Source organism: Pseudomonas sp. DW-iso17, from assembly GCF_058725345.1.
On record NZ_JBZXEA010000011.1, the window covers coordinates 267,624 to 292,669 of the forward strand.

Consider the following 25,046-nt stretch of genomic DNA (forward strand, 5'->3'; position numbering starts at 1 on the left):
CCAGCGGTTATGCTCCAACCTCATCAACACGACAGGACGGCGCGTGACTGCACTGAACCCGCTGCACAGACTTTGGCTGACAGAAACCGTGCGCCTGCGCGAAGAACACGCCGGCCCCCTGGAAGACCTGGAAGCCAACCGCCTGGCCCGCACCGCCGGGGGCGACCTGCCCTCACGCATCCAGCAGCGTGCGCTGCACCTGGCCGAGCGCGATGGTCTGGCCGCCGCGCTCAGCCGCTGGCTGCAAGGCGCACGCCTGGCCCTGGTGTTACTGGCGGTGGTCGCCGTCATCAGTGGCGCCGGTTTGGCGTTCGCCGCGCTGGGCAATGGCCTGGCCCCGGTGAATGTGTTTTGGGCCTTGGGCAGCCTGCTCGGCCTGAACCTGATCTTGCTGATCAGTTGGGCCCTGGGCCTGCTGTTTGCCGGCGAACACAGCGCCAGCCTTGGCCGGCTGTGGTTGTGGCTCAGCGAGAAACTGGCGCGTGACGCCAAGGCCGCGCAACTGGCCCCAGCATTGTTGCTGTTGCTGCAACGGCAAAAACTCAATCGCTGGGCGGTGGGTGTGCTGGTCAACAGCTTGTGGTTGCTGGCCTTGCTCAGCGCCCTGGTGATCCTCCTGACCCTGCTCGCCACCCGCCGCTACGGGTTTGTGTGGGAAACCACCATTCTCGGCGCCGATACCTTTGTCGCCGTGACCCAGGCCCTTGGCACACTCCCGGCGCTGCTCGGTTTCAATGTGCCCACCGTGGAGATGATCCGCGCCAGCGGCGACTCCGCGCTGAATATCGAAAGCGCCCGCCAGGCCTGGGCGGCCTGGCTGGTGGGCGTGTTGCTGGTCTACGGCCTGCTGCCGCGGTTGATCCTTGCCTTGCTGTGCCTGTGGCGATGGAAACGCGGGCGCGCAGCGTTGCGCCTGGACCTCAACCTGCCCGGCTACGCCCAACTGCGCGAACGCCTGATGCCCAGCAGCGAGCGCCTGGGGGTCAACGATGTGGCGCCCGAACACCTGCACCTGATCAGCGGCGGCGCAAGTGAGCTGCAGAGTGATGGCGCCTTGCTGGTCGCCATCGAACTCGACGACCAACACCCTTGGCCCCCCAAACTGCCTGCCAACGTCAAGAACGCCGGCATCCTCGACAGCCGCGAATCACGCAACAAACTGCTGGAGCAACTCAGCCGTTTCCCACCCGCGCGCCTGGCCATCGCCTGTGACCCGCGCCGCTCGCCCGACCGTGGCAGCCTGGCGCTGATCGCCGAGCTGGCACGCAGCGCTACCGACACCCGCGTATGGCTGCTGCAGGCACCACCGGGCCAGGCGCTGGACGCCGAGCGCCTGGGCGACTGGCATGCCGCGTTGCAACAGCTTGAAGTGTCGTTTGCCGATTGTGCGCCGCTGAGCTGGCTGGAGACCGGTCATGACTAAACCGCTGAAACTCGCCGTGGTCGGCCATACCAACGTGGGCAAAACCTCACTGTTGCGCACCCTCACCCGCGATGTCGGCTTTGGCGAAGTGTCCCACCGCCCCAGTACCACGCGACATGTGGAAGGTGCGCGCCTATCGGTAGATGGCGAAGCCTTGCTGGAGCTGTACGACACCCCCGGTCTGGAAGACGCCATCGCCCTGCTCGATTACCTGGAGCGCCTCGACCGCCCCGGCGAACGCCTGGATGGCCCTGCACGGCTGGCGCGTTTCCTGGAAGGCAGCGAGGCGCGCCAGCGTTTCGAACAGGAAGCCAAGGTGTTGCGCCAGTTGCTGGCCTCCGATGCCGGCCTGTACGTGATCGACGCTCGCGAGCCGGTGCTGGCCAAGTACCGCGACGAACTGCAAGTGCTGGCCAGTTGCGGCAAGCCGTTGTTGCCGGTGCTCAACTTTGTCAGCAGCAGCGACCACCGTGAACCGGACTGGCGCGAAGCCCTGGCCCGCCTCGGCCTGCATGCGCTGGTGCGTTTCGACAGCGTGGCACCGCCCGAAGACGGCGAACGCCGGCTGTATGAAAGCCTGGCCCTGCTGCTGGAAAACTCACGGCCGCAGTTGGAACGCCTGATCCTCGATCAAGAAGCCCAGCGCCAGGCCCGCCAGCAAAGCGCCGCCCGCTTGATCGCCGAACTGTTGATCGACTGCGCGGCCTGCCGTCGCAATGTCGTCACCGAAGATGAACAGCAAGCCATCGGCGATTTGCGCAAAGCGGTGCGCCAACGGGAACAAAAGTGTGTTGATGCCCTGCTCAAGCTGTATGGCTTTCGCCCACAGGACGCGGCGGCCAGCGACCTGCCGCTACTGGATGGGCGCTGGGGCGACGACCTGTTCAACCCCGAAACCCTCAAGCAACTGGGCGTGCGGGTGGGTGGCGGGATCGCCGCCGGCGCAGCCGCCGGTGCGGGCGTGGACCTCCTGGTCGGCGGCCTGACGCTGGGCGCTGCTGCCCTGGCGGGCGCGATTGCCGGCGGTGCGCTGCAAACCGCGCGCAGCTACGGCAGCCGCCTGATGGGCAAGATCAAGGGCCAACGCGAACTCACCGTCGATGACAGCGTGCTGCGCCTGCTCGCCCTGCGCCAGCGCCAGTTGCTCAAGGCCCTGAACCTGCGCGGCCATGCGGCAATGCACAGCATCAAGGTCGACACGCCCCAGGACAAAACCTGGCGCGAGGGCAAACTGCCCGACGCCTTGAACAAGGCCCGCGCCTATCCGCAATGGTCGTCCCTCAATCCCCACGCCAAACTAAGCCAGGCCGAGCGTCAAGAACAGGTCGAAGCCCTTGCCATGCGCCTCGACGAGACCTAAGCAGTCATCAGCACCTGCCGGGCCTTGGCCTTAAGCACCTCAAGGTCCAGCACCGGCGCCTGCATTTGCTTGGCCTGCTCGTCCCAGTGGCGCATACGCAAGCTCACGGCATACAACGGGTCTTGCTCAAAGGTCCGGGCCTCTTCTGCGCTCATGACGCCGCCTTGGTAACCCAGAGTGCGACGGCTGGCTTCGCTCAAGCGGGCGAAATAGTCCGGTTGGCTGAAGGTCAGGTAACGCTTGGCCTGGACGTGGTATTCCACCAGCCTGGCCAGGCGTTCGCTGAAGCCTGCCCGGCGCAGGTAATCGGCGCCCAGCCGCTCGTGGCTGACCACGCCATAACCGCCCATGTTCGCGCCGCCCTGGCCGCAGAGATGGCCGATGTCGTGGAAAAACGCCGCCAGCACCACCTCGTCGTCAAAACCTTCGGCCATGGCCAATTGCGCGGCCTGGGACATGTGCTCGATTTGCGACACCGGCTCGCCGATGTAGTCAGCCGTGCCATGTTGCTCGTACAAGCCAAACACCTGGGCAATCGCCTGTTCCGGGCTCATCGCGTCGCGCCCCACAGTGTGCTGATATTACGCTCGGCCATCGCCGGCCCCACGCTCATCCCTACGCCGGTGTGCATCAAGGCAGCGCTGACGCCAGGTGCCGCCTGCACAAACGAAAACGGCCCAGGCCCGCGCGAACCGTAGACGCCCTGCCAGCGCTCCACCACTTGGACCTTGCAACCCAGGGTCTGTTGCGCCAGTTCGATCAGCCAGTCATCCACCTGCTCGGCGTTGAAGGGCGACGGATCGCTGTCGTAATGGTGGGAGTCACCGATGATCAACTCGCCATGGGGCGTAGGGCTGATCAACAGGTGAATGCCGTGCTCGTGCAGGTACGGCGTTTCGCGCAAGATCTGCGCCTGCACGGCGGCCGCTTCCGGCAGGTCGGCAAAGGCGCCGTAGTGCACGCAGCTCAAGCCGGTGAGCAAGGCATGTTGCAGGTTCAGGTTGAGCACTGCCCGGGCGCGCAGCATTTGCAGGCGACAGGTTTGCGGGTTGAGCGCGGCGATGGCGTCGGCCAGCAGGGTTTGATAGTCATGGCCGGAGCAAACAATGATCTGCTCGCCGCGAAAGCGGCCTGCCGTGCTGTGCAACTGGCCCGGTTCAACCTCGCGCACCAAGGTAGAGAAGTGAAACTCCACGTTAAGCGCCTGGCTCAGGTAATGGATCAGCGCCGGGATGGCCTCGCGGGAATACAGTTGCTGGTCGTCCTTGCCATGCAGTGCGGCGCGGTGATGGCGGAACTGGCCGGCGTACAGGTCGTTCATGGCAGCGCCCTGCAGCAGCTCGACGTTGTAGCCGTGCTCCCGCGCGCGCCCGGCGCAGAAGGCTTCGAGCAGATGCTCTTCGGCTTCGGTGCGGGCGAACAGGTACGAGCCATTGCGTTTGAGCGCCAGGCCCGCCGCTTGCGCCCACTGGCCCCATATTTCGCGGCTTTCCCGCGCCAGGTCGAGCATTGGCCCTGGTGGTTGACCGGTGACCAGCGCCTGGCCGAAGTTGCGCACTGAGGCGCCCAATGGCGTGGCGCTTCGCTCGAACACCTTGACCTTGAGGCCGCGCCTGGCGGCGGCATAGGCGTGGGAGAGACCGAGGATGCCGGCGCCGACGACTAACAGATCACTACTCATACTGTCCTCTGGTTCCCGCGCTCCGCGTGGGAATTCATCCGGTGACGCTCCGCGTCACGACCTTTAAAAGCGGACGCGGAGCGTCCAGAGCGGCGTTACCACGCGGAGCGTGGGAACGATCGGTTACTGTTTTTCCGACTTGCCGTCATAACGCTTACGCCATTCGGCCAAGATGCTGTCACGGTTCTTGGAAGCCCAGACAAAGTCGTTCTTGATCAACCGTTGCTCATAGTCGGCCGGCAATTCGGTCTGTGGCTTGGCGATTCCCGGTTGGGCGAGCACGGCGAAGTTGTCCTTGTACAGATCCATCGCCGCGGTGCTGGCGGAGAAGTCAGCGAGTTTTTTCGCCGCCTCGGCATGGGCCGTGCCTTTGATCACGGCGGTGGCTTCGATGTCCCAGCCCAGGCCTTCCTTGGGCAGGATGATGTCCAGCGGCGCGCCCTGGCGCTTGAGCTGAACCGCCGGGTATTCGAAGGAAATACCAATCGGAAACTCACCGGACGCCGCCAACTTGCACGGCTTGGAGCCGGAGTGAACGTACTGGCCGATGTTCTGGTGCAAGCCGTCCATGTACTGCCAGCCTTGCTTCTCGCCGAAGGTCTGGAGCCAGGCGCTGACATCCAGGAAGCCGGTGCCTGAAGACGCCGGGTTAGGCATCACGATCTTGCCCTTGTATTCGGGCTTGGTGAGGTCCTGCCAGCTCACCGGTTTGGTGAGGCCCTGCTTCTCGGCTTCGACGGTGTTGAAGCAGAGGGTGGCGGCCCACACGTCCATGCCCACCCAGGCCGGAGGGTTGGCGGCGTCGCGGTAATGCTTGCCGATCTTGTCCAGGTCCTTGGGCGCGTAGTTGTCGAGCATGCCTTGCTGATCAAGGATCGCCAGGCTGGAGGCGGCCAGGCCCCACACTACGTCAGCCTGGGGGCGGTCTTTCTCGGCCAGCAGTTTGGCGGTGATGATGCCGGTGGAGTCGCGCACCCACTTGATCTCGACGTCGGGGTTGGCCTGTTCGAAAGCTTTTTTGTAGGTCTTCAATTGTTCGGCTTCAAGGGCCGTGTACACGGTCAACTCGGTCTTGGCGAAGGCATTCAGACTGAATGCCGTGAGGACTGCAGCGACCAGCGCCAGGGGCTTGAACATGGAGCACCTCCTTCAGGGATGTTTTATTGGCCAGGTGCGCGCTGGCGCCAGGCTTGGGAGCGGCGCAGCGCGCCACGTGAGGCCCACGCCAGCAGCAGCGAGACGCTGGCCGAAGTGAACAAGATCAGGGTCGACATGGCCGCCGCACCGCCCACATTGCCGGCGTCGTCCATGTTCAGCACGGCGACGGCGGCGAGGATGGTGTCGGGGCTGTAGAGGAAAATCGCGGCGGACACGGTGGTCATCGCCGAGACAAACAGGTAGCGCAGGATGTCCAGCAGCGCCGGCAGACAGATCGGCACCGTGACGCGCAGATAATGGCGGTACAACGGTGCCTTGAGGGACAACGCGGCAGCTTCGAACTCGGCGTCCAACTGGCGCAAGGCGGTGGTCGCGGTCATCTGCGCGGTGGTCAGGTAGTGCGCAATGGTGCACACCACCAGCAACGCCATGCTGCCGTACAACACATGCAGCGGGTTGCCGTTGAGGTTGAAGAAGAACACGTAGCCCAGCCCCAGAACCAGGCCCGGCACGGCCATCGGCACGAAGCTGAGCATGCGCAGCGCCAGGTTGAGATTCTTCTGGCCCTTGGTCTTTTCCATCAGGTAGGCGCCGGTGAAAATCAGCACGCTGCCGATCAACGCGGTGCACAGCGCCATGGTCAGGCTGTTGCGATAGGCCAGCCAGCCGCCTCCGGCGGTGTCTTCAAACTGGTAGTGCTTGAGCGACAGCGACAGGTTGTACGGCCAGAATTTCACTAGCGAGGAATACACCGCCATGCCGAACACCAGCAGCAACGCCGCGCAGATCAGCAGCACGACGGCCAGGTAGCACCCGTCGCGCAGCCGCGATGGCGCCGGCTGGAACACCTGGGCGCGGCCGCTCATCGCGTCGCCATGCCGACGACGCAACCAGGCATCCACGCCAAAGCTGAACAGCGCCGGCAGCAGCAACACCATGCCGATCAACGCGCCGCGTCCGAACTGTTGCTGGCCCACCACCGCCTTGTAGGCCTCCAGCGCCAGCACCTGGTAATCACCGCCCACCACCACCGGTACCCCGAAGTCGGTGATAGTCAGGGTGAACACCAGGCAAAACGCGGCGAACACCGCCTGGCGCGTGGCCGGCCAGGTAATGCTGCGAAACGCCCGGGCCGGGCTGGCGCCCATGCTCGAAGCGGCGTCGAACAAACGCGCATCCGCCAGGGACAACGCCGACAGCAAAATCATCAAGGCATGGGGAAAGGTGTAGATCACCTCACCGAGCACAATGCCCCAGAACCCATAGATATTCTCCGAGAACAAGCCGCGCAGCAGGCCCTGGTTGCCGAACAGATAAACCAGGGCAATGCCCGGCAGCATCGACGGCGCCATCAATGGCAGCAATGACAGGCCGCGCCAGATGGACTTGCCGGGGATCAGCGTGCGTTGCAGGGCATAGGCAAACAAGTAGGCCAGCGGCACGACGATGGCCGCCACGCTGAGGGAAACTTTCAGGCTATTGCCCAGCAACCAGTGGAAGTTGGCGCTGCTCAGCAGTTCGCGAGCGGCTACCAGACCACCGCCCTGCCCGGCTTCGCTGCTGAAGCCGCGCCAGAAGATCGCCAACAGCGGCAACAGCACCGCCACCACTAACAGGCCCAGCCAGAGCCACTTGCCGCCGACCACGAAGAGGCGGTCGCCCCACTCGGCGCGGGACACCTGGCGCGGTACCGGCAATGTCATCACCGCCCCCATCTCAGGCAAACACCTGCAGGCTGCGCGGCGGCAACGCCACCCAGATATCCTGTGCACCCAGGCGCGGCATGGCTTCCGGCGCCAGTTCAGCCAGCAACGGATGGCCTGGCAACTGCTCCAGCTCAAAGCTCATGCGGCAGCGGTTGCCGAGGAAGGTGATCTCGCGAACCTTGGCCGGGAACAGGTTTTCTTCATGCACCGGTGGGTTGACGCAGATCGCTTCCGGGCGGCAGAACAAGCGGCCCGATTGGGCGACACCCGCGTCCTCAGCCAGGCGCATGTTCAACCCACCCACCTGGGCATGGCTGGCGCTGTTACGGCTGAACGGCAACCAGTTGCCCTGGCCGACAAACTCCGCCACGAACGGCGTGGCCGGGCGGTCGTAGATTTCCTGGGGCGTGGCGTACTGCTCGACCTTGCCGTTGTTCATCACGGCGATACGGTCGGCCATCAACATGGCTTCGTCCTGGTTGTGGGTCACCATCAAGGTGGTGATGCCCAGGCGCCGCTGCAGTTGGCGCAGTTCGGTGCACAGGTGCTCGCGCACGCGGGCATCGAGGGCCGACATCGGCTCATCCAACAGCAATAACGACGGCGCCGGCGCCAGTGCGCGGGCCAGGGCGACGCGCTGTTGCTGGCCGCCGGAGAGTTGGCCGGGGTACTTCTTTTCGCTGCCCACCAGACCCACCAGCTCAAGCATCTGCGCGACCCGCTTGCGCACTTCATCGCGGCCGCTGCCCGTAAGGCCGTAGCCGATGTTCGCTTCAACGCTGAGGTTGGGAAACAACGCATAGGACTGGAACAGGATGCCGTAGTCCCGCGCCTGGGGTGGCAGCAGGGACACGTCCCGCTCGCCCAGGTAAAGCTCACCGCTGTCCTGGCGCTCCAGGCCGGCGATGCAGCGCAGCAGCGTGGTCTTGCCACAGCCGGACGGGCCCAGCAGGCACACCAGCTCGCCGGCGGCGACGTCCAGGGAGACGTTGTCCAGCGCGGTGAAGGCGCCAAAGCGTTTCTGGATTGCGCGCACTTTCATCGGTGCGCCGGGTTGGGTCAGGGCTGTGTGCATGGTGGCACCTCATCGAACGGATGAAGGCCATGCTAGGGAGGGAATGCGTAGCTGGTGTGGCAGGAAGGCAAAACGGGGTGATAGTGGTATTGGTGGATTTGTGTAGGACTCATGATCGTTCCCACGCTCTGCGTGGGAATGTCTCTAGTGACGCTCCGCGTCACGGACGCGGAGCGTCCTGGGCGGCGTTCCCACGCGGAGCGTGGGAACGATCAGAGGGGTGACATTTCCTGGGCCAGGCCAAGGAAAGCCGCCGGCAGGCGCGCACCTTTGCGCTCCTTGAGGCAATACAGATACTCCGGAATCTGCGGTGCATTCTCGATGGTCAGCACGCGCAACTGCGGGTCATGGGGCACTTCCTGGCGGGCGATGATGCTGATGCCGATGTTGCGCAGCACCGCCTCGCGAATCGACTCACGGCTGCCAATCTCCAGCAACGGCCCGTACCCCACGCCGGCGTTCTTCAACATCTCTTCCGTCAGCCGGCGGGTGGTGGAGCCCGCTTCACGCATCAGCAACGTGTGCCCGATAAGCGCGCTCAACGGTACGTGATCGAGCTTGGCCAACGGGTGATTGCGGTGCACCGCCAGCACCAGCGGGTCCGTGCCCAGCACGCGGCGGATCAGACGGGCATCTTCCAGCAATTGCGATGAGGCCGCGACATCGACGCGGTAATCGTCCAACGCCTCAAGCACCTGTTGGGAATTGCCGATTTCCACCGACACGTCCACCTGGGGCAGGCGCTCGCGAAAGGCTTTGACCAGATCGAGGATGTAATACGGCGCCGTTGCTGCAATTCTCAGCGCACCCTGGACCTGGCCGTTGTTGCGCAGGAAAAACTCGATATCCGCTTCCTGCTGCAACAGCGCCTTGACCATCGGCAACAGCCGCGCGCCCTCGTCGCTGACGGTGAGGCGGCGGCCGCCACGGTAGAACAACTCGACGCCGTAGTGGCCTTCGAGGTTGCGAATCTGGGTGGTCACCGTGGGCTGGCTCAAGCCGAGTTTCTTCGCCGCCTGGGTAATGCTGCCCAGGCGGGCGACCATGAAAAACGCCTTTAACTCAGCACTCAGCACACCACCCTCTCATCCGCTATTTGCGCACCAGGCGCAGGCCATTGAACACCACCAGCAGGCTCACGCCCATGTCGGCGAAGACCGCCATCCACATGGTCGCCATGCCCATGAACGTGACGGCCAGGAAGATCGCCTTGATCACCAGCGCCAGGGCGATGTTCTGCTTGAGGATACTCGACGTTTGCCGCGACAACCGAATGAAAGCCGGAATCTTGCGCAAATCATCGTCCATCAGCGCCACGTCGGCGGTCTCGATAGCGGTGTCGGTGCCCGCCGCCGCCATGGCGAAGCCGATCTCGGCACGGGCCAGGGCCGGGGCGTCGTTGATACCGTCACCGACCATGCCCACCCGACGGCCCTGGCCGTAGAGGGTTTCGATGGCTTGCAGTTTGTCGGTGGGCAACAGGTCGCCCTGGGCCTGGTCGATACCCACCTGGGCCGCAATGGCCTTGGCAGTGTGGGTGTTGTCGCCGGTGAGCATCAGGGTCTTGATGCCCAAGTCGTGCAACTGCTGAATGGCTTCGCGGCTGCTCTCCTTGACCGTGTCGGCCACGGCAAACAGCGCCAGCGGGCCAGACTTGTCCAACAGCAACACCACGGACTTGCCTTGTTTTTCCAGGGCGAAGAGTTTTTCTTCCAACGCCTCTGAGCACAAGCCCAGGTCTTCCACCAGGCGGTGGTTACCCAGGTGATAGGTCTGGCCGTTGATATCACCCCGCACACCGCGCCCGGCCAGGGCCTCGAAGTTATCCACAGCGTGAGTCGACAGGTTTTTATCCACAGCTGCGTTGGCAATCGCCAGGGACACCGGGTGATCGGAGCGCGATGCCAAGCTGGCCGCCAGGGCCGGCGCGCTGTCTTCGATGTTCGGGAACAGCGGCAGGTAGTCGGTTTGCACCGGTTTGCCGTGGGTGATGGTGCCGGTCTTGTCGAGAGCCAGGTAGTCGAGCTTGTAGCCGCCCTCCAGGTACACGCCGCCCTTGATCAGGATGCCTTTGCGCGCCGCTGCCGCCAGGCCGCTGACAATGGTCACCGGGGTGGAGATCACCAAGGCACAAGGGCAGGCCACCACCAGCAGCACGAGGGCGCGGTAGATCCAGTCAAACCACACGCCCGCCATGAACAGCGGCGGAATCACCGCCACACCGAGGGCAAACAGGAAGACAGCCGGGGTGTAGACCTTGGAGAAACTGTCAACAAAGCGCTGGGTTGGCGCCCGTGCCCCTTGGGCCTGTTCCACGGCGTGAATGATCCGCGCCAGCGTGGAGTTGTTGGCCGCGGCGGTGACCTTGTACTCCAGGGCGCCGGCCTGGTTGATGGTGCCGGCAAACACTTTATCGCCCACGGTTTTTTCTATCGGCAGGCTTTCCCCGGTGATCGGTGCCTGGTCGATGGTGGACTGGCCGGCCGTGACTTCCCCGTCGAGCCCGATGCGCTCGCCAGGCTTTACCCGCACAATCGCCCCAAGATCAATGCTTTTGACCTCCTGTTCCAGCCAGGAACCGTCAGCCTGGCGCACCGTGGCCTGTTCCGGAGTCATCTGCATCAGGCCGCTGATGGCGTTGCGCGCACGGTCCAGGGACTTGGCCTCGATCAACTCGGCCACGGTGAACAGGAACATCACCATCGCCGCTTCGGGCCACTGGCCAATCAGGATCGCGCCCGTCACCGCGATGCTCATCAAGGCATTGATATTGAGGTTGAAGTTCTTCAGGGCAATCCAGCCCTTCTTGTAGGTGGTAAGGCCGCCGCTGAGAATCGACACCAACGCCACCAGCGCGATTACCCAGGTGGGCGCCACACCGGTGAAGTGCAGCACCTCGGCCCCCAGGGCACCCACGCCCGACACCGCCAGCGGCCACCAATGTTTCTTGGCGGGCGGCGCGGCAGCGGGGCTGCCTTCTTCGATAGGGTCGGCCTGCATGCCGATGGACTTGATTGCCTCAATGATCGGCGCGGTGTTCGGCAGGTCATGGGTGACGCCGAGGATGCGGTTGATCAGGTTGAATTCCAGTTGCTGCACGCCAGCGAGCTTGCCCAGCTTGTTCTGGATCAGCGTCTGCTCGGTAGGGCAGTCCATGGCCTCGATACGGAAGGTGCTCAGGCGCGAGCCGGCGGTGGGCGCCTCACTCAGGGTCACGATGGCAGGCCCGGCAGCGCCGGAGCAGCAGGAGCCGGAATGGCCGTGGTTATCCACAGGCGTGAGTTTGGCGGGCCCATGGTCATGTTTGTGATCATGACCGTGATCGTGATCGTGATCGTGATCGTGATCGTGATCATGCTTGTGGTCGTGCTTGTGCGGGGTATGAATGGAGTGGCTCATCAGGTCGCGTCCGTAAAGGTGCCTGTTGCCAAGTAAAGACCCTATAGCCACTATAGGGTCAAGCGCCCATTTGGAGATTGCTGCGATGAAGATCGGCGAACTGGCCAAACTCACCGATTGCCCGGTGGAAACCATCCGTTATTACGAGAAGGAAAACCTGCTGCCGCCCCCGGCACGCACCGACGGCAACTACCGCGTGTACACCCAGGCGCACACCGAGCGGCTGACCTTTATTCGCAACTGCCGCAGCCTGGACATGACCCTCGAAGAAATCCGCAGCCTGCTGGGTCTGCGCGACAGCCCCCAGGACCAATGCGAAAGCGTGAATGCCTTGATCGACGAGCATATCCACCATGTGAAAGCGCGGATCGACGGGTTGTTGGCCTTGCAGGAACAACTGCTGGACCTGCGCCAACGTTGCGGCGGTGGGAACCAGTGCGGGATCTTGCAGCAGTTGGAAGTCAGCGGCGGGATTGCGGCCAGCGAGGCCGAGCCTTCGCATGTGGGCAGAAGCCACGGCCATTAACTCAAGCGAACACCAAACCCATGTGGGAGCTGGCTTGCCTGCGATAGCGGCGGGCCCGCGACATTGATGTCGCCTGACACTCCACTATCGCAGGCAAGCCAGCTCCCACAGTTTCTGACCGCAACAGGCTCTAGATAGCCACGTCGGCCTTGATGCTTGGGTCGGCGTCGTAGCCCACAATCTCAAAATCTTCGAACTTGTAGTCGTAGATCGACGCAGGCTTACGCTTGATCACCAGTTCCGGCAGTTTTTTCGGCGTACGCGCCAACTGGGTCTGGATCTGTTCCATGTGGTTGCTGTAGGCGTGGGTGTCGCCCGTGGTGACGATGATCTCGTGGGGGATCAGGTCGCACTGCTGAGCCAGCATGTGGGTCAGCAACGCCAGCGCGGCAGTGTTGTACGGCAGCCCCAGGAATACGTCGGAGCTGCGGATATACAGTTGCATCGACAGATGGCCGTCATGCACGAACGCCTGGTACAGCAAATGGCACGGCGGCAGGGCTTGCTTGCCGTTACGCGCGTTTTCCTGCGGGCTCTGGGTTTCGTCCGGCAGGTATTCGACGTTCCAGCCGTGGAACAGGATGCGGCGGCTGTTGGGGTTGGTCTTGAGCGTGTGCACCATGTAGTCGATCTGGTTGATCGTGCCGCCGTCCTTGGTCGGCCAGGCGGTCCACTGCTCGCCGTACACGGGACCCAGGTCGCCGTCTTCGGTGGCCCACTCATCCCAGATCTTCACGCCATTTTCGTTGAGCCACTTGATGTTGGTGTTGCCGCTCAACATCCAGATCAGTTCGTTGGCGATGCTTTTGAAGTGCAGCTTCTTGGTGGTCAGCAGCGGGAAGCCGTCGGCCAGGTTATGCCGATACTGACGCGCAAACACAGCCTTGGTGCCGGTGCCCGTGCGGTCGCCCTTGGTCAGGCCATTGGTCACGACGTCCTGCAGCAGTTCGAGATATTGCTTCATGTTTTTACCCGTATCGTTGAAGCCAAGACCTCCTGGTCTTGGCATTCGAATTTAAAGCGCGGCGTTCTTCAGCGGCTGCGGGCGATTGTACGCCCACCACAGCATGCCCAGGCCCGCCAGGATCATTGGCAAGCTAAGCACCTGACCCATGGTCAGCCAGCCCCATGCCAGGTAGCCCAACTGCGCATCCGGTACCCGTACGAATTCGACGATAAAGCGGAAAATCCCGTAGAACAGCGCGAACATGCCCGACACGGCCATGGTTGGGCGTGGCTTGCGCGAGAAGATATAGAGAATAAGGAACAGCGCCACACCTTCCAATGCGAACTGGTACAGCTGCGACGGGTGGCGCGGCAGTTGCGCCGGGTCGCTGAACGGCGGGAACACCATCGCCCACGGCACGTCGGTCGGCTTGCCCCACAGCTCGGCGTTGATAAAGTTACCAATGCGCCCAGCACCCAGGCCGATCGGCACGAAGGGGGCGACGAAGTCCATCAGTTGGAAGAACGACTTGCCATTGCGCCGGCCAAACCACCAGGCGGCGATCATCACGCCGATAAACCCGCCGTGGAACGCCATGCCGCCCTTCCACACTTCGAAGATCAGGGTCGGGTTGGCGAGATACGCAGACAGGTCGTAGAACAGCACATACCCCAGGCGCCCGCCGACGATCACCCCCATCGACATCCAGAACACCATGTCGGAGAGCTTCTCCTTGGTCCAGGTCGGGTCGAAGCGGTTCAGGCGCCGGGAAGCCAGCAGCCAGGCACCGCCGATGCCGATCAGGTACATCAACCCGTACCAATGGATTTTCAGCGGACCGATGGCCAGGGCCACCGGGTCGATCTGCGGGTAAGGCAGCATTGCGACTCCTCGTTAAAACATTTAGTCATGACGCACCGGACCATGCCGATGTGCGATTAAGCCTGCGTTACAGCGGCGAGATCAAATTAAGAAGTTCACATACACGCCAAATAGCCCGGCATGTTAACGGATCAGAGGTGCACGGCCCAACTTCGAGACGATGGAACACCGGCGCGTCTGTGGGTAGAGTGGCAAAAACACAAAAGGGGTCACCCAATGTGCCTGATTGTTTTCGCCTGGCGACCGGGCCATGCCCAACCGCTGATCGTTGCGGCCAACCGCGATGAGTTCTACGCCCGCCCCAGCCTGCCGCTGGCCCAGTGGGCGGATGCGCCCCAGGTCTATGCCGGTCGCGATCAGGAGGCCGGGGGCACCTGGCTGGGGGTGAACGCGGATGGGCGCTTTGCCGCCTTGACCAACATCCGCGACCCGCACCAGCCACCGGCACGCAAGTCTCGCGGCGAACTGGTTGCGCGGTTTCTCAGCGGTTCGCTGCCGATCGACGATTATTTGGCCGATGTGAACGGCCGCTCGATTGAATATGCCGGGTTCAACCTGCTGGTGGGCACGCAGGATGAGCTGTGGCACTACAACGCCAATGACACCGAGCCGACGTTGCTGAAGGCTGGGGTGTATGGATTATCCAATGCCGGGCTGGATACGCCCTGGCCGAAGCTAGTGAAGGCCAAAGCAGCGTTCAGCGCCGTGCTGGAGAACCCCGAGCCTGAGGCACTGCTGGGGATTCTCAGCGACCCGCAGACCGCGCCGTTTGCTGAGCTGCCGGACACCGGCGTAGGCCTGGCGACCGAAAGCCTGCTGTCGAGCGTGTTTATCGCCAGCCCCAGTTATGGGACACGGGCGAGCACAGCGCTGATCGTGAATGCCGATGGGACGCGGCGGATGCTGGAGCGCAGCTTTGGCCCGCACGGGGGGCGGCTGGGTGAGGTGGACCTGATGTTTTAGCGCTGCTTGGACCACCGCTATCGCAGGCAAGCCAGCTCCCACAGGGGAATGCATTCCACAGGTGGGAGCTGGCTTGCCTGCGATGAAGGCGCCTCGGTCTTTGATCGTTCCCACGCTCTGCGTGGGAACGCCTCTTGTGACGCTCTGCGTCACGCTCTAAAAGCCGACGCGGAGCGTCCAGGGCTGCCTTCCCACGCAGAGCGCAGGAACGATCTGCTAGAAGCTCGCTCCTACAGGGTTTTGGCCGAGGCCGGGTTGATCATCCGGGTCAACCCCAGGTTTTTCAGCGCCAATTGCAGCGAGCTGTGGATAACTTGCGGGTTGTCGATGGTCATCAACTCGGCGAGCAAATCCTTGGCCCTGCTCAATTCCACCTGGCGCAGCATCCACTTCACTTTCGGCAAGTTGGTGGCGTTCATCGACAGGCTGTCAAAGCCCATCGCCATCAACAGCACCGCCGCCGCCGGGTCGCCGGCCATTTCGCCGCAGATACTCACCGGTTTACCTTCGGCATGGGCGTCGCGCACCACGTGTTGCAACGCTTGCAGCACCGCCGGGTGCAGGTAGTCGTAGAGGTCGGCCACCCGTGGGTTGTTACGGTCCACCGCCAGCAGGTACTGGGTCAGGTCGTTGGAGCCTACCGACAGGAAGTCCACCTGCCGCGCCAGTTCCTTGGCCTGGTACACCGCCGCCGGGATTTCGATCATCACGCCAATCGGCGGCATCGGCACATCGGCGCCTTCGTCGCGCACTTCGCCCCAGGCGCGGTGGATCAGGTGCAGGGCTTCTTCCAGCTCATGGGTGCCGGAGATCATCGGCAGCAGGATGCGCAGGTTGTTCAAGCCCTCGCTGGCCTTGAGCATGGCGCGGGTCTGGACGAGGAAGATTTCGGGATGGTCGAGGGTAACGCGAATACCGCGCCAGCCAAGGAAGGGGTTGTCTTCCTTGATGGGGAAATAGGACAGTGACTTGTCGCCGCCAATATCCAGGCTGCGCATCGTCACCGGTAACGGGTGGAAGGCTTGCAATTGCTCGCGATAAATCGCCAGCTGCTCCTTCTCGCTCGGGAAACGCTGGTTGATCATGAACGGCACTTCGGTGCGGTACAGCCCCACCCCTTCGGCGCCGCGCTGTTGCGCACGGGCTACATCCGCAAGCAGGCCAGTGTTGACCAGCAGCGGTACCCGGTGGCCATCGGGGGTCACACACGGCAGCTCGCGCAGCGAATCCAGGCCCTGGGCCAGTTGCTTCTCTTCTTCCACCACCTCGGCGTATTGCTTGCGCAGCACGTCGCTGGGGTTGGTGAACACTTCGCCGCGATGCCCATCGACGATCATGTCGATGCCGTCGACCTTGGAGTACGGCAGGTCCACCAGGCCCATCACCGTCGGGATACCCATGGCCCGGGCCAGGATCGCCACGTGGGAGTTACCCGAACCCAATACCGAAACCAAGCCCACCAGCTTGCCTTCAGGCACTTCGCCAAGCTGGGTGGCGGTCAACTCTTCACTGACCAGGATGGTGTTATCGGGGAAGACCATGTTGGTGCTGCGGTCTTCCTGCAGGTACGCCAACAGACGTCGCCCCAGGTCGCGTACATCCGACGCGCGCTCGCGCAGGTAGGCGTCGTCCATCATTTCGAAACGGTTGACGTGATCGGTGACCACCTGGCGTAACGCGCCCTGGGCCCACTGGCCGGTCTTGATCACAGTCTTGACTTCGTTACCCAGGGACGCGTCGTCGAGCATCATCTGGTACACGTCGAACAGCGCACGCTCTTCGGGGCGCAGCTGGGTGGCCAGCTTGGTCGACAGGTTGCGCATGTCGGCGCGCACGCCTTCCAGGGCGGTCTTGAACAGTTTGATTTCGGCGTCGATGTCACTGACGGTCTTGTCCGGCACCACATCGAGGTCGGCTGGCGGCAGCATGACCACCGCGGTACCCACCGCAGCGCCTGGCGAACCCGGTACGCCGACGAACTTGGCTTCCTGGATACCCTTGCCCTGGCGCCCCAGGCCGCGAATCGAGCCGGTCGCTTCGGCGTGGGCGATAACCCCGGCCAGTTGCGCGCTCATGGTCACCAGGAAGGCTTCTTCGCCTTCGTCGAACTGGCGACGCTCTTTTTGCTGGATAACCAATACGCCGACAACGCGGCGGTGGTGAATGATCGGCGCACCAAGGAACGAGGCGTAGCGCTCTTCGCCGGTTTCGGCAAAGTAGCGATAACGCGGGTGATCGGCCGCGTTCTCGAGGTTCAGGGGTTCTTCACGCGTCCCCACCAGGCCCACCAGACCTTCATTGGGCGCCATGCTGACCTTGCCGATGGAGCGCTTGTTCAAGCCCTCCGTGGCCATCAGCACAAAACGGTTGGTCTCGGGGTCCAGCAGGTAAACCGAGCAGACCTGGCTGCCCATGGCTTCCTTGACGCGCAACACAATAATCCCCAACGCCGCCTTGAGATCCTTGGCGGAGTTAACTTCCTGGACGATCTTGCGCAGCGTATTGAGCATGGCTCGGGGTCGAACTCCGTCGTCAGTCGCGCGCTAAAAGGCGCGGGGCAAGCTCTTTGAGAGCGCGACGATAAACCTCGCGCTTGAATGTCACCACCTGGCCCAACGGATACCAATAGCTGACCCAGCGCCAGCCATCGAACTCCGGTTTACCGGTCAAATCCATCCGCACCCGCTGCTCGTTGGAGATCAGGCGCAAAAGAAACCATTTCTGCTTCTGGCCGATGCACAGCGGTTGGCTGTGGGTACGCACCAGGCGTTGCGGCAAACGATAGCGCAACCAGCCACGGGTACAGGCCAGAATTTGTACATCTTCGCGCTCAAGGCCGACTTCTTCGTTCAACTCACGGTACAAGGCGTCTTCAGGGGTTTCGTCGGGGTTGATTCCACCTTGAGGAAACTGCCAGGCATCTTGGTTGATTCGGCGAGCCCATAGCACCTGTCCGGCATCATTCGTCAGAATAATGCCGACATTAGGACGGAAACCATCGGGGTCGATCACGGCAACAACCTCGCAAACGCATGTCGCCGCATTGTTCCACAAAGGTTGTTCCAGCGGCAACGAGGCTTCTTACCTTATGTGCACTCTTGTGAAAAGACCGTATTCTGGACGCCTTTTTACAGACTTTTCAGCGAGTAACTGCAATGCGCCTGGCTTTATTCGACTTGGACAATACCCTTCTGGGCGGTGACAGCGATCACGCCTGGGGCGATTACCTGTGTGAACGCGGAATTCTCGACGCGGTAGCCTACAAGGCCCGCAACGACGAGTTCTACCAGGACTACCTGGCCGGCCGGCTGGATAACGCCGCCTACTTGAACTTCTGCCTGGAAATCCTCGGCCGCACCGAGATGGCCCAGCTGGACGCGTGGCACAACGACTACATGCGCGACTGCATCGAGCCCATCATGCTCCCCAAGGCCGTTGAACTGCTGGCCAGGCACCGCGCCGCCGGTGACAAGCTGGTGATCATCACCGCCACCAACCGCTTCGTCACCGCGCCGATTGCCGCCCGCCTGGGCGTCGAGACCCTGATCGCCACCGAGTGCGAAATGGTGAATGGCCGCTATACCGGGCGCAGCACCGATGTGCCGTGCTTTCGTGAAGGCAAGGTGACGCGTTTGAACCGCTGGTTGGAAGAAACCGGGCATAGCCTGGAAGACAGCTACTTCTACAGCGATTCGATGAATGATTTGCCGTTGCTGGAGCAGGTAACGCACCCGGTGGCAGTGGATCCGGATCAGAATTTGCGCGCCGAGGCTGAAAAGCGTGGTTGGCCGGTGATTACACTGCGCAGCTGATGACGCTATCGCAGGCAAGCCAGCTCCCACATTTGGAATGCATTCCCCTGTGGGAGCTGGCTTGCCTGCGATGAACGCGACGCGGTCTAACGCTTTAAACCGGCTTGGCGCCCATAAGCCCGGCAATCGCCACAAACCCCACCAGGCTGACCACCGCCAGCACCAGGGTGAAATTCAGGCTCCCGCCCTCGCCCTTGCGCAGCCGATTGAGCCGCGCCACCAGCCAGAACCAGGCCAGCGCCGCCACGGTGTAGAGGATGCTGGAGCCCAAGATCCAGGTTTGCCCCAATGGCCAGCCGAGCAGGTGCACCAGCCACCAGCCGGTGAAGGGCATGCTCACCAGGCAAATCCCCATCAGCAGCCATACAAATGCCCAGGGGCGCTGCACGGTCGCGGCCGGGCCGGCGCTGCGTTTACGCCACGCCAATACCGCCAGGCCCAGGCCGCTGAGCAGCAGCAATACGGTGGCGGTGATGTGGATCACCTTGAGGGTGGTCAGCGTTTCCATGGTCTCTATTCCTTATAGGCCGCTCAGTCAGCGTAGTCGCTCAACCGAGGAACAGCTGGTAAGCCGGGTTTTCGCTTTCATCCCAGTACGGGTAACCGATTTGCGCCAGCGCGGCAGGCACCAGATGGCGCTCGTCCGCCGGCACTTGCAAGCCCGCCACCACTCGGCCGTCAGCCGCGCCGTGGTTGCGGTAGTGGAACATCGAGATATTCCAGCGCCCGCCGAGTTTGTTGAGGAAGTTGAACAACGCCCCCGGCCGCTCCGGGAATTCGAAGCGAAACACCAACTCGTCGCTGACTTTGGCCGCATGCCCACCGACCATATGGCGAATGTGCAACTTGGCCAGTTCGTTCTCGGTGAGGTCCAGCACCGGGAAACCCTGGCTGGTCAGGCTGGCCACCAACGCGCTGCGCGGGTCGTTCTCCGGGTGGGTCTGCACGCCGACGAAAATGTGCGCTTCGCTGCCGGAGTGGTAGCGGTAATTGAATTCGGTGATCTGGCGCTTGCCCACCGCTTCGCAGAAGGCCTTGAAGCTGCCCGGCCGCTCGGGGATGGTCACGGCGATGATAGCCTCACGGCCTTCACCCAGTTCGGCGCGCTCGGCCACATGGCGCAAACGGTCGAAGTTGACGTTGGCGCCCGAGTCGATGGCGACAAAGGTCTGGCCGCTGACACCGCGGGTCTCGACGTATTTTTTGATCCCGGCCACGCCCAGCGCGCCGGCCGGCTCGGTGATGGAGCGAGTGTCGTCGTAGATGTCCTTGATCGCCGCACAGATTTCATCGGTGCTGACGGTGATCACTTCATCCACATAGTCCTTGCAGATGTCGAAGGTGTGCTGGCCGATCTGCGCCACTGCCACGCCGTCGGCAAAGAGGCCGACGGTCGGCAATACCACGCGCTCGCCCGCCGCCATGGCGGCTTGCAGGCAGTTGGAATCGTCCGGCTCCACGCCGATGATCTTGATCTCCGGGCGCAGGTATTTCACGTACGCCGCAATCCCGGCGATCAGACCGCCGCCGCCCACCGGTACGAAAATCGCGTCCAGAGGCCCGGGGTGCTGGCGCAGGATTTCCATCGCCACGGTGCCCTGCCCGGCAATGGTGTGCGGATCATCGTAGGGGTGGATGTACACGTAGCCTTTTTCGTCGACCAGCTTGAGCGAGTAGGCCAGGGCTTCCGGGAAGGAATCACCGTGCAGCACCACTTTGCCGCCACGGGAGCGCACGCCTTCGACCTTGATCTCCGGGGTGGTCTTGGGCATCACGATGGTGGCCTTGACCCCCAGCACCTTGGCCGCCAGGGCCAGGCCCTGGGCATGGTTGCCGGCCGACGCGGTGACGACGCCGCGTGCACGTTCTTCGGCACTGAGCTGGGTCAGCTTGTTGTAGGCGCCGCGAATCTTGAACGAGAACACCGGCTGCAAGTCTTCGCGCTTGAGCCAAATCTTGTTACCCAGCCGCTCGGAGAGCTGGCGGGCAGTCTGCAAGGGGGTTTCCACGGCGATGTCGTAAACACGCGAGGTGAGGATTTTTTTGACGTAGTGTTCAAGCATCGGCAGGCATCTACTTCACGGGTTGGGCAGGGCCAAGGAGTCTAACCCAGCGTTTGGCCGGGCGACCACACGAATCCCGAGGTTTTGTTGGGTTATACTCGCCGCCCTCGTTAATTCCCCGCCCGTTCCGGAGCCCGCATGACCCAGGATCAACTCAAACAGGCAGTGGCCCAGGCCGCTGTCGATTTAATCCTTCCTAAGCTCGACGACAAGAGCATCGTCGGTGTCGGCACCGGTTCCACCGCCAACTGCTTCATCGACGCACTGGCCCAGCACAAGGGCGCGTTCGACGGCGCCGTGGCCAGTTCCGAAGCCACCGCCGCCCGTCTCAAGGGCCATGGCATTCCGGTGTACGAGCTCAACACCGTGAGCGACCTGGAGTTCTACGTCGACGGCGCCGATGAAAGCGACGAGCACCTGAACCTGATCAAAGGCGGCGGCGCGGCCCTGACCCGCGAGAAGATTGTCGCGGCCGTGGCCAAGACCTTCATTTGCATCGCCGACGCGAGCAAACTGGTACCCGTGCTGGGCACGTTCCCACTGCCGGTGGAAGTCATCCCCATGGCCCGCAGCCATGTGGCCCGCGAGCTGGTGAAACTGGGCGGCGACCCGGTGTACCGCGAAGGTGTGTTGACCGACAACGGCAACATCATCCTCGACGTGTTCAATATGCAGATCACCAACCCGGTGGAGCTTGAGACGCAGATCAACGCCATTGTGGGTGTGGTCACCAACGGCCTGTTCGCGGCGCGCCCGGCGGATGTATTGCTGCTGGGTACCCCGGAAGGCGTGAAAACCCTCAAGGCCTGACCCTGTGGGAGCCGGGCTTGCCCGCGATGCAGACGACTCGGTGTATCAATGAATACCGAGGCGATGCCATCGCAGGCAAGCCAGCTCCCACATGTGTTTGCGCTCGACTCTAGAGCGATGTAACAAAAACGCTACTTTTCGCAGCACTCCTCGCCAAAACCGTGCGCTCTGTCACGGCACCCCCTGCCCCGCCTGGTATCCAATCCGTTACAAATTACAGCCACGCGACCCACGCGTTTAACAATGCGCCAATTCGCAGCCGCCCATGGAATGAGGCGCGCATTGTGCAAAGGGTCTGGGCTTGCACATTCCCATCACCTCAAGGAAGACCTTGTGATAAAGCCTCTAGCCTTCGCCATCAGCGTTGCCGGTGCCCTGCTGTCCACGCCTACCCAGGCCTACGATTACGGCCAGCACGCCAACACCACCCTGGAAAAACTGATCAACGACTACCCTGGCCGATATCGCGGCACGGCAAATTTTGCCGGGGCAGCCGACTGGATGCAGAGCCAGATGGGCACGGCCTATAGCATCAGCCGTCAGGACTTCACCTGGAACAACGGCAGCCGGGCTTCGCAAAACGTGGTGGCCTCTGCCGCTGGTACCAAGGCCCAGTACGTGGTGATTGGCGCGCATTTCGACACTTACTTCGGCCGCCCGACCCTGCAAGGCCTGGATGACAACGGTTCCGGCGCCAGCGTGCTGACCGAGGTGGCGAAGAACCTCAGCGGCTTGTCACTGGAAAATGGCCTGCAGGTAGTGGGCTTCGGCGCCGAAGAAGAAGGCCTGCGCGGCTCCCGTGCCTTTGTCGACTCACTCAACACCAGCCAGCGCGCCAACATGCTCGCGATGATCAACCTCGACAGCCTGATCACCGGCGACATGATGTACGCCCACGCCGGCCAGAACAGCACCGCCAACCCGGCCTTGGCCTCCTTGCGCGAGCACACCTTCCAGATCGCCAGGGAATTGAACATCCCCTTATTCAGCAACCCCGGCCTGGACCCGCAGTACCCGAAGGGCACCGGCTGCTGCAGCGATGGTGAAGCGTTTGAACCGCTGAATATCCCGATCCTTTATATAGAGGCCACCAACTGGGAACTGGGCGACCTGGACGGCTACACCCAGACCGACAACCCGAAAATCCCCGGCGGCTCGACCTGGCACGACCCGAACGAAGACAACAAAGCCGTGCTGACCGATGCATTCGGCCAGGCGCGCATCGACCAGCGCCTGCGCGACTATTCACGCCTGCTCAGCCGCCTGGTGCTGGAACTGACCAACGCCGACCTGATGGCCTCGACCGCTTCTGGCGGTGCCGTTGCGCGCAATATGCAAGACAACCTGCAGCGCCAGCATCAGGCCCTGGTGCGCCTGCATGATCGCCGTTGGCTGACCCTGCAAGCGGGCAGCCGCGGGGTCGGCAGCTTCGATGGCGAGATCGGCGTGGACGGCGAATACAACCCGGACAGCGGCTTCGACACGGCCCCCAACCCCGAAGCCCGGCGCGTGGGCCTGCATGCCCTCGGCGACTATCAACTGACTTCAAGCCTGAATATCGGCGCCAGCCTCAGCTACCTCAATGGGCGCGACAAACTGGAGCATCGCGGCAAGCTCGACAGCGACACCTGGCAGGCAGCCGTCTATGCACTGCTCAACGATGGCGGGCCACGCTGGCTGGCCGGTGACCTGAGCGTGGGCCACACGCGCTTCGACTCCAAGCGCAACCTGGTCATCCAGGCCAATGGCGGGCCGATCCTGCTCAACCAGCAACTGACGGGCGATACCGATGCCCTGGCGTTGGGCGCACGGGTGCTGGGTGGCTATGACTTTGACTTTGGCGCGATCAAGAGCGGGCCGTTCGCCGGCCTGGACTACAGCCATTACCGCATCGACAAGTTCCACGAAAAGCAGAACCTGCGCACGGCCCTGGAGTACGAAGAGCAGTCTTTCGACTCCCTGGAAGCCAGCCTCGGCTGGCGCGTGCGCGGCGCTGTTGCCCTGCCCTATGGCCTGAACCTGATGCCCTACGGCGACATCGCCTGGGTCAAGGAATTGGCCGACGGCCGCCTGGACGACCTGCAACTCACCGCACGCGCCGATGGCCAGGCCCGCACCGCCAGGCTGGGCTCAGTGGATAAGAGCTTCGCTCGCGCACAACTGGGCAGCCAACTGGCGATCACCCCACAGTTGGGCGTGTTTGCCGAGGTCAATGGCCGCCTCGGGCATGCTGAAGGCAGCCAGACCGGTTATTCGCTGGGTGTGCAATGGATGTTCTGATCAGGGTTTCTTGAACACGTAAAACAGGTTGGGCTCGCTGACCATGTACAGCGTGCCGTCGTCATCCATGGCGATCCCTTCGGCCTGGGGCACGCGCTTGCTCAGGCCATGGCGCCCTTTAAGCAACGACAGACTGCTTAGAGGGCGACCATCAATATCCAGCTCCAAGACCAGGAACGACTCATCCGACAGCGCCAACAGATGGCCACTGCGCTCGTCGTATTGCAGGCTCGACAGATCGCGCACAAACAGGCCGGCATCGCGCTTGGGGTTGTTGATCACATGTACCGAATAGGTTTTTTCCGGCTTGAAATGGGGAAACCCGTGCACCTCGTAGATCAGCATGGGGTCGCGTTCCTTGGCCACGAACAAGCGCTTGCCCACCGAGTCGTAGGCCAACCCTTCAAAGCCCTTGTTGCCGCCGACGTGCACGCCCAGGGTCATTTGCTCCGCATCGGCGGCGTCGAGGAACTTGGTGTCTTCGTCCACATGCACTTTGATCAAGCGCTGCTGGCGCTCATCGCTGATGACGTAGATGTTGTCGCTGATAAATTCCACCGCTTCGGCATCGCCAAAGCCCACCAGGGGAATGCGCCGCAGGATCTTGCCCTCCAGCGACAACTCGACCAGTTCGGCGTTTTTATTGGTGACGGTAAACAGGCTTTTGCGCACGGGGTCGTAGGTCAGGGCCGAGACATCGTCGTCGAGCCCTTCGATCACTTGGCCTTCGAGGGTGACACGGTAGTCCGCCAGGCCAATGGCGCGCTCATCCGCAGGCTGGTACCACACCCGCCAGTTGAACCAGGCGCGTTCGAACAGACGGAACTGCTGTGCCACCAGCCCGGCAGCGACCAAGGCGAGCAATAGCAAGATAAAAACAGCAGGTTTAGGGCGGGCAAGTCGACGCATCGGGGCGGGCTCAGAGAAAAAACTGGCGAATAGATATCAAGGTCACCTGAATT

Annotated in this window: 21 protein-coding genes; 7 read left to right on the forward strand and 14 right to left on the reverse strand. The window is 62.7% G+C overall.

The window, feature by feature from the left end; genetic code table 11:
- Positions 1-43: 43 nt before the first annotated feature.
- Complete coding sequence (locus tag AC4PS6_RS09135) at positions 44-1,423, forward strand: DUF2868 domain-containing protein (RefSeq protein WP_336826825.1); 1,380 nt, start codon at positions 44-46, stop codon at positions 1,421-1,423.
- The gene (locus tag AC4PS6_RS09140; protein WP_073451818.1) at positions 1,416-2,783 is read left to right on the forward strand and encodes a DUF3482 domain-containing protein; all 1,368 of its coding nucleotides are present in this window, start codon (positions 1,416-1,418) and stop codon (positions 2,781-2,783) included. The genes AC4PS6_RS09135 and AC4PS6_RS09140 overlap by 8 nt, the downstream gene beginning before the upstream one ends.
- Here AC4PS6_RS09140 and AC4PS6_RS09145 read toward each other — a convergent pair.
- The 7 genes from AC4PS6_RS09145 to AC4PS6_RS09175 form a co-directional block, all read right to left on the reverse strand.
- A complete protein-coding gene (locus tag AC4PS6_RS09145) occupies positions 2,780-3,337 on the reverse strand; it encodes a phosphonate degradation HD-domain oxygenase (RefSeq protein ID WP_020301844.1) in 558 nt (185 codons plus the stop codon). The genes AC4PS6_RS09140 and AC4PS6_RS09145 overlap by 4 nt on opposite strands.
- Positions 3,334-4,464 (reverse strand): TIGR03364 family FAD-dependent oxidoreductase, encoded by a 1,131-nt coding sequence (locus AC4PS6_RS09150; protein WP_020301843.1) that lies wholly within the window; start codon positions 4,462-4,464, stop codon positions 3,334-3,336. Before AC4PS6_RS09150 ends, AC4PS6_RS09145 begins: the two co-directional genes overlap by 4 nt.
- 123 nt (positions 4,465-4,587) lie before the next feature.
- Positions 4,588-5,601: a putative 2-aminoethylphosphonate ABC transporter substrate-binding protein gene (locus tag AC4PS6_RS09155; RefSeq protein ID WP_336826826.1), complete on the reverse strand. Its 1,014-nt coding sequence runs from the start codon at positions 5,599-5,601 to the stop codon at positions 4,588-4,590.
- 23 nt (positions 5,602-5,624) lie between these two features.
- Positions 5,625-7,337 (reverse strand): putative 2-aminoethylphosphonate ABC transporter permease subunit, encoded by a 1,713-nt coding sequence (locus tag AC4PS6_RS09160; RefSeq protein WP_020301841.1) that lies wholly within the window; start codon positions 7,335-7,337, stop codon positions 5,625-5,627.
- Position 7,338: 1 nt separating this feature from the next.
- The gene (locus tag AC4PS6_RS09165) at positions 7,339-8,403 is read right to left on the reverse strand and encodes a putative 2-aminoethylphosphonate ABC transporter ATP-binding protein (protein ID WP_003195180.1); all 1,065 of its coding nucleotides are present in this window, start codon (positions 8,401-8,403) and stop codon (positions 7,339-7,341) included.
- A 212-nt stretch (positions 8,404-8,615) separates the two neighbouring features.
- Positions 8,616-9,479, reverse strand: coding sequence for a LysR family transcriptional regulator (locus AC4PS6_RS09170; protein ID WP_014720360.1), 864 nt, complete (start codon positions 9,477-9,479; stop codon positions 8,616-8,618).
- Positions 9,480-9,495: 16 nt separating this feature from the next.
- A complete protein-coding gene (locus tag AC4PS6_RS09175) occupies positions 9,496-11,802 on the reverse strand; it encodes a heavy metal translocating P-type ATPase (protein ID WP_069868819.1) in 2,307 nt (768 codons plus the stop codon).
- Between the two features lie 85 nt (positions 11,803-11,887).
- Here AC4PS6_RS09175 and cadR point away from each other — a divergent pair, with 85 nt between their 5' ends.
- The gene (gene cadR, locus AC4PS6_RS09180; RefSeq protein WP_003195185.1) at positions 11,888-12,328 is read left to right on the forward strand and encodes a Cd(II)/Pb(II)-responsive transcriptional regulator; all 441 of its coding nucleotides are present in this window, start codon (positions 11,888-11,890) and stop codon (positions 12,326-12,328) included.
- Positions 12,329-12,458: 130 nt separating this feature from the next.
- Here cadR and AC4PS6_RS09185 read toward each other — a convergent pair whose 3' ends face one another.
- Together AC4PS6_RS09185 and lgt are read right to left on the reverse strand one after the other, a co-directional pair.
- Positions 12,459-13,292 (reverse strand): thymidylate synthase, encoded by an 834-nt coding sequence (locus tag AC4PS6_RS09185; protein WP_014720362.1) that lies wholly within the window; start codon positions 13,290-13,292, stop codon positions 12,459-12,461.
- A gap of 51 nt (positions 13,293-13,343) precedes the next feature.
- The gene (lgt, locus tag AC4PS6_RS09190) at positions 13,344-14,156 is read right to left on the reverse strand and encodes a prolipoprotein diacylglyceryl transferase (RefSeq protein WP_003195189.1); all 813 of its coding nucleotides are present in this window, start codon (positions 14,154-14,156) and stop codon (positions 13,344-13,346) included.
- Positions 14,157-14,372: 216 nt separating this feature from the next.
- On the opposite strand from lgt, the gene AC4PS6_RS09195 reads away from it, so the two are divergent.
- Positions 14,373-15,119, forward strand: coding sequence for an NRDE family protein (locus tag AC4PS6_RS09195; protein WP_020301837.1), 747 nt, complete (start codon positions 14,373-14,375; stop codon positions 15,117-15,119).
- Positions 15,120-15,349: 230 nt separating this feature from the next.
- On the opposite strand, the gene ptsP is transcribed toward AC4PS6_RS09195, so the two are convergent.
- Complete coding sequence (gene ptsP / locus AC4PS6_RS09200; RefSeq protein WP_014720364.1) at positions 15,350-17,629, reverse strand: phosphoenolpyruvate--protein phosphotransferase; 2,280 nt, start codon at positions 17,627-17,629, stop codon at positions 15,350-15,352.
- A 22-nt stretch (positions 17,630-17,651) separates the two neighbouring features.
- Complete coding sequence (locus AC4PS6_RS09205) at positions 17,652-18,131, reverse strand: RNA pyrophosphohydrolase (RefSeq protein ID WP_003176750.1); 480 nt, start codon at positions 18,129-18,131, stop codon at positions 17,652-17,654.
- Positions 18,132-18,274: 143 nt separating this feature from the next.
- Between AC4PS6_RS09205 and AC4PS6_RS09210 the strand changes: the two genes are divergently transcribed.
- The gene (locus tag AC4PS6_RS09210) at positions 18,275-18,931 is read left to right on the forward strand and encodes a histidinol-phosphatase (protein WP_103452184.1); all 657 of its coding nucleotides are present in this window, start codon (positions 18,275-18,277) and stop codon (positions 18,929-18,931) included.
- 94 nt (positions 18,932-19,025) lie between these two features.
- Here AC4PS6_RS09210 and AC4PS6_RS09215 read toward each other — a convergent pair whose 3' ends face one another.
- Both AC4PS6_RS09215 and ilvA read right to left on the reverse strand, forming a co-directional pair.
- Complete coding sequence (locus AC4PS6_RS09215; protein WP_014720366.1) at positions 19,026-19,439, reverse strand: DUF2269 family protein; 414 nt, start codon at positions 19,437-19,439, stop codon at positions 19,026-19,028.
- A gap of 40 nt (positions 19,440-19,479) precedes the next feature.
- A complete protein-coding gene (gene ilvA, locus AC4PS6_RS09220) occupies positions 19,480-20,994 on the reverse strand; it encodes a threonine ammonia-lyase, biosynthetic (RefSeq protein ID WP_020301835.1) in 1,515 nt (504 codons plus the stop codon).
- Between the two features lie 138 nt (positions 20,995-21,132).
- Here ilvA and rpiA point away from each other — a divergent pair, with 138 nt between their 5' ends.
- Entirely contained in the window at positions 21,133-21,804 is a 672-nt protein-coding gene (rpiA, locus tag AC4PS6_RS09225) for a ribose-5-phosphate isomerase RpiA (protein ID WP_003195201.1), read from the forward strand.
- A 333-nt stretch (positions 21,805-22,137) separates the two neighbouring features.
- On the forward strand, positions 22,138-24,084 hold the full coding sequence (locus AC4PS6_RS09230; RefSeq protein ID WP_014720368.1) for an autotransporter domain-containing protein: 1,947 nt from the start codon (positions 22,138-22,140) through the stop codon (positions 24,082-24,084).
- Here the strand turns inward: AC4PS6_RS09230 and AC4PS6_RS09235 are convergent, their stop codons facing one another.
- Positions 24,085-24,993 (reverse strand): SdiA-regulated domain-containing protein, encoded by a 909-nt coding sequence (locus AC4PS6_RS09235; RefSeq protein ID WP_034134008.1) that lies wholly within the window; start codon positions 24,991-24,993, stop codon positions 24,085-24,087.
- Positions 24,994-25,046 lie beyond the last annotated feature (53 nt).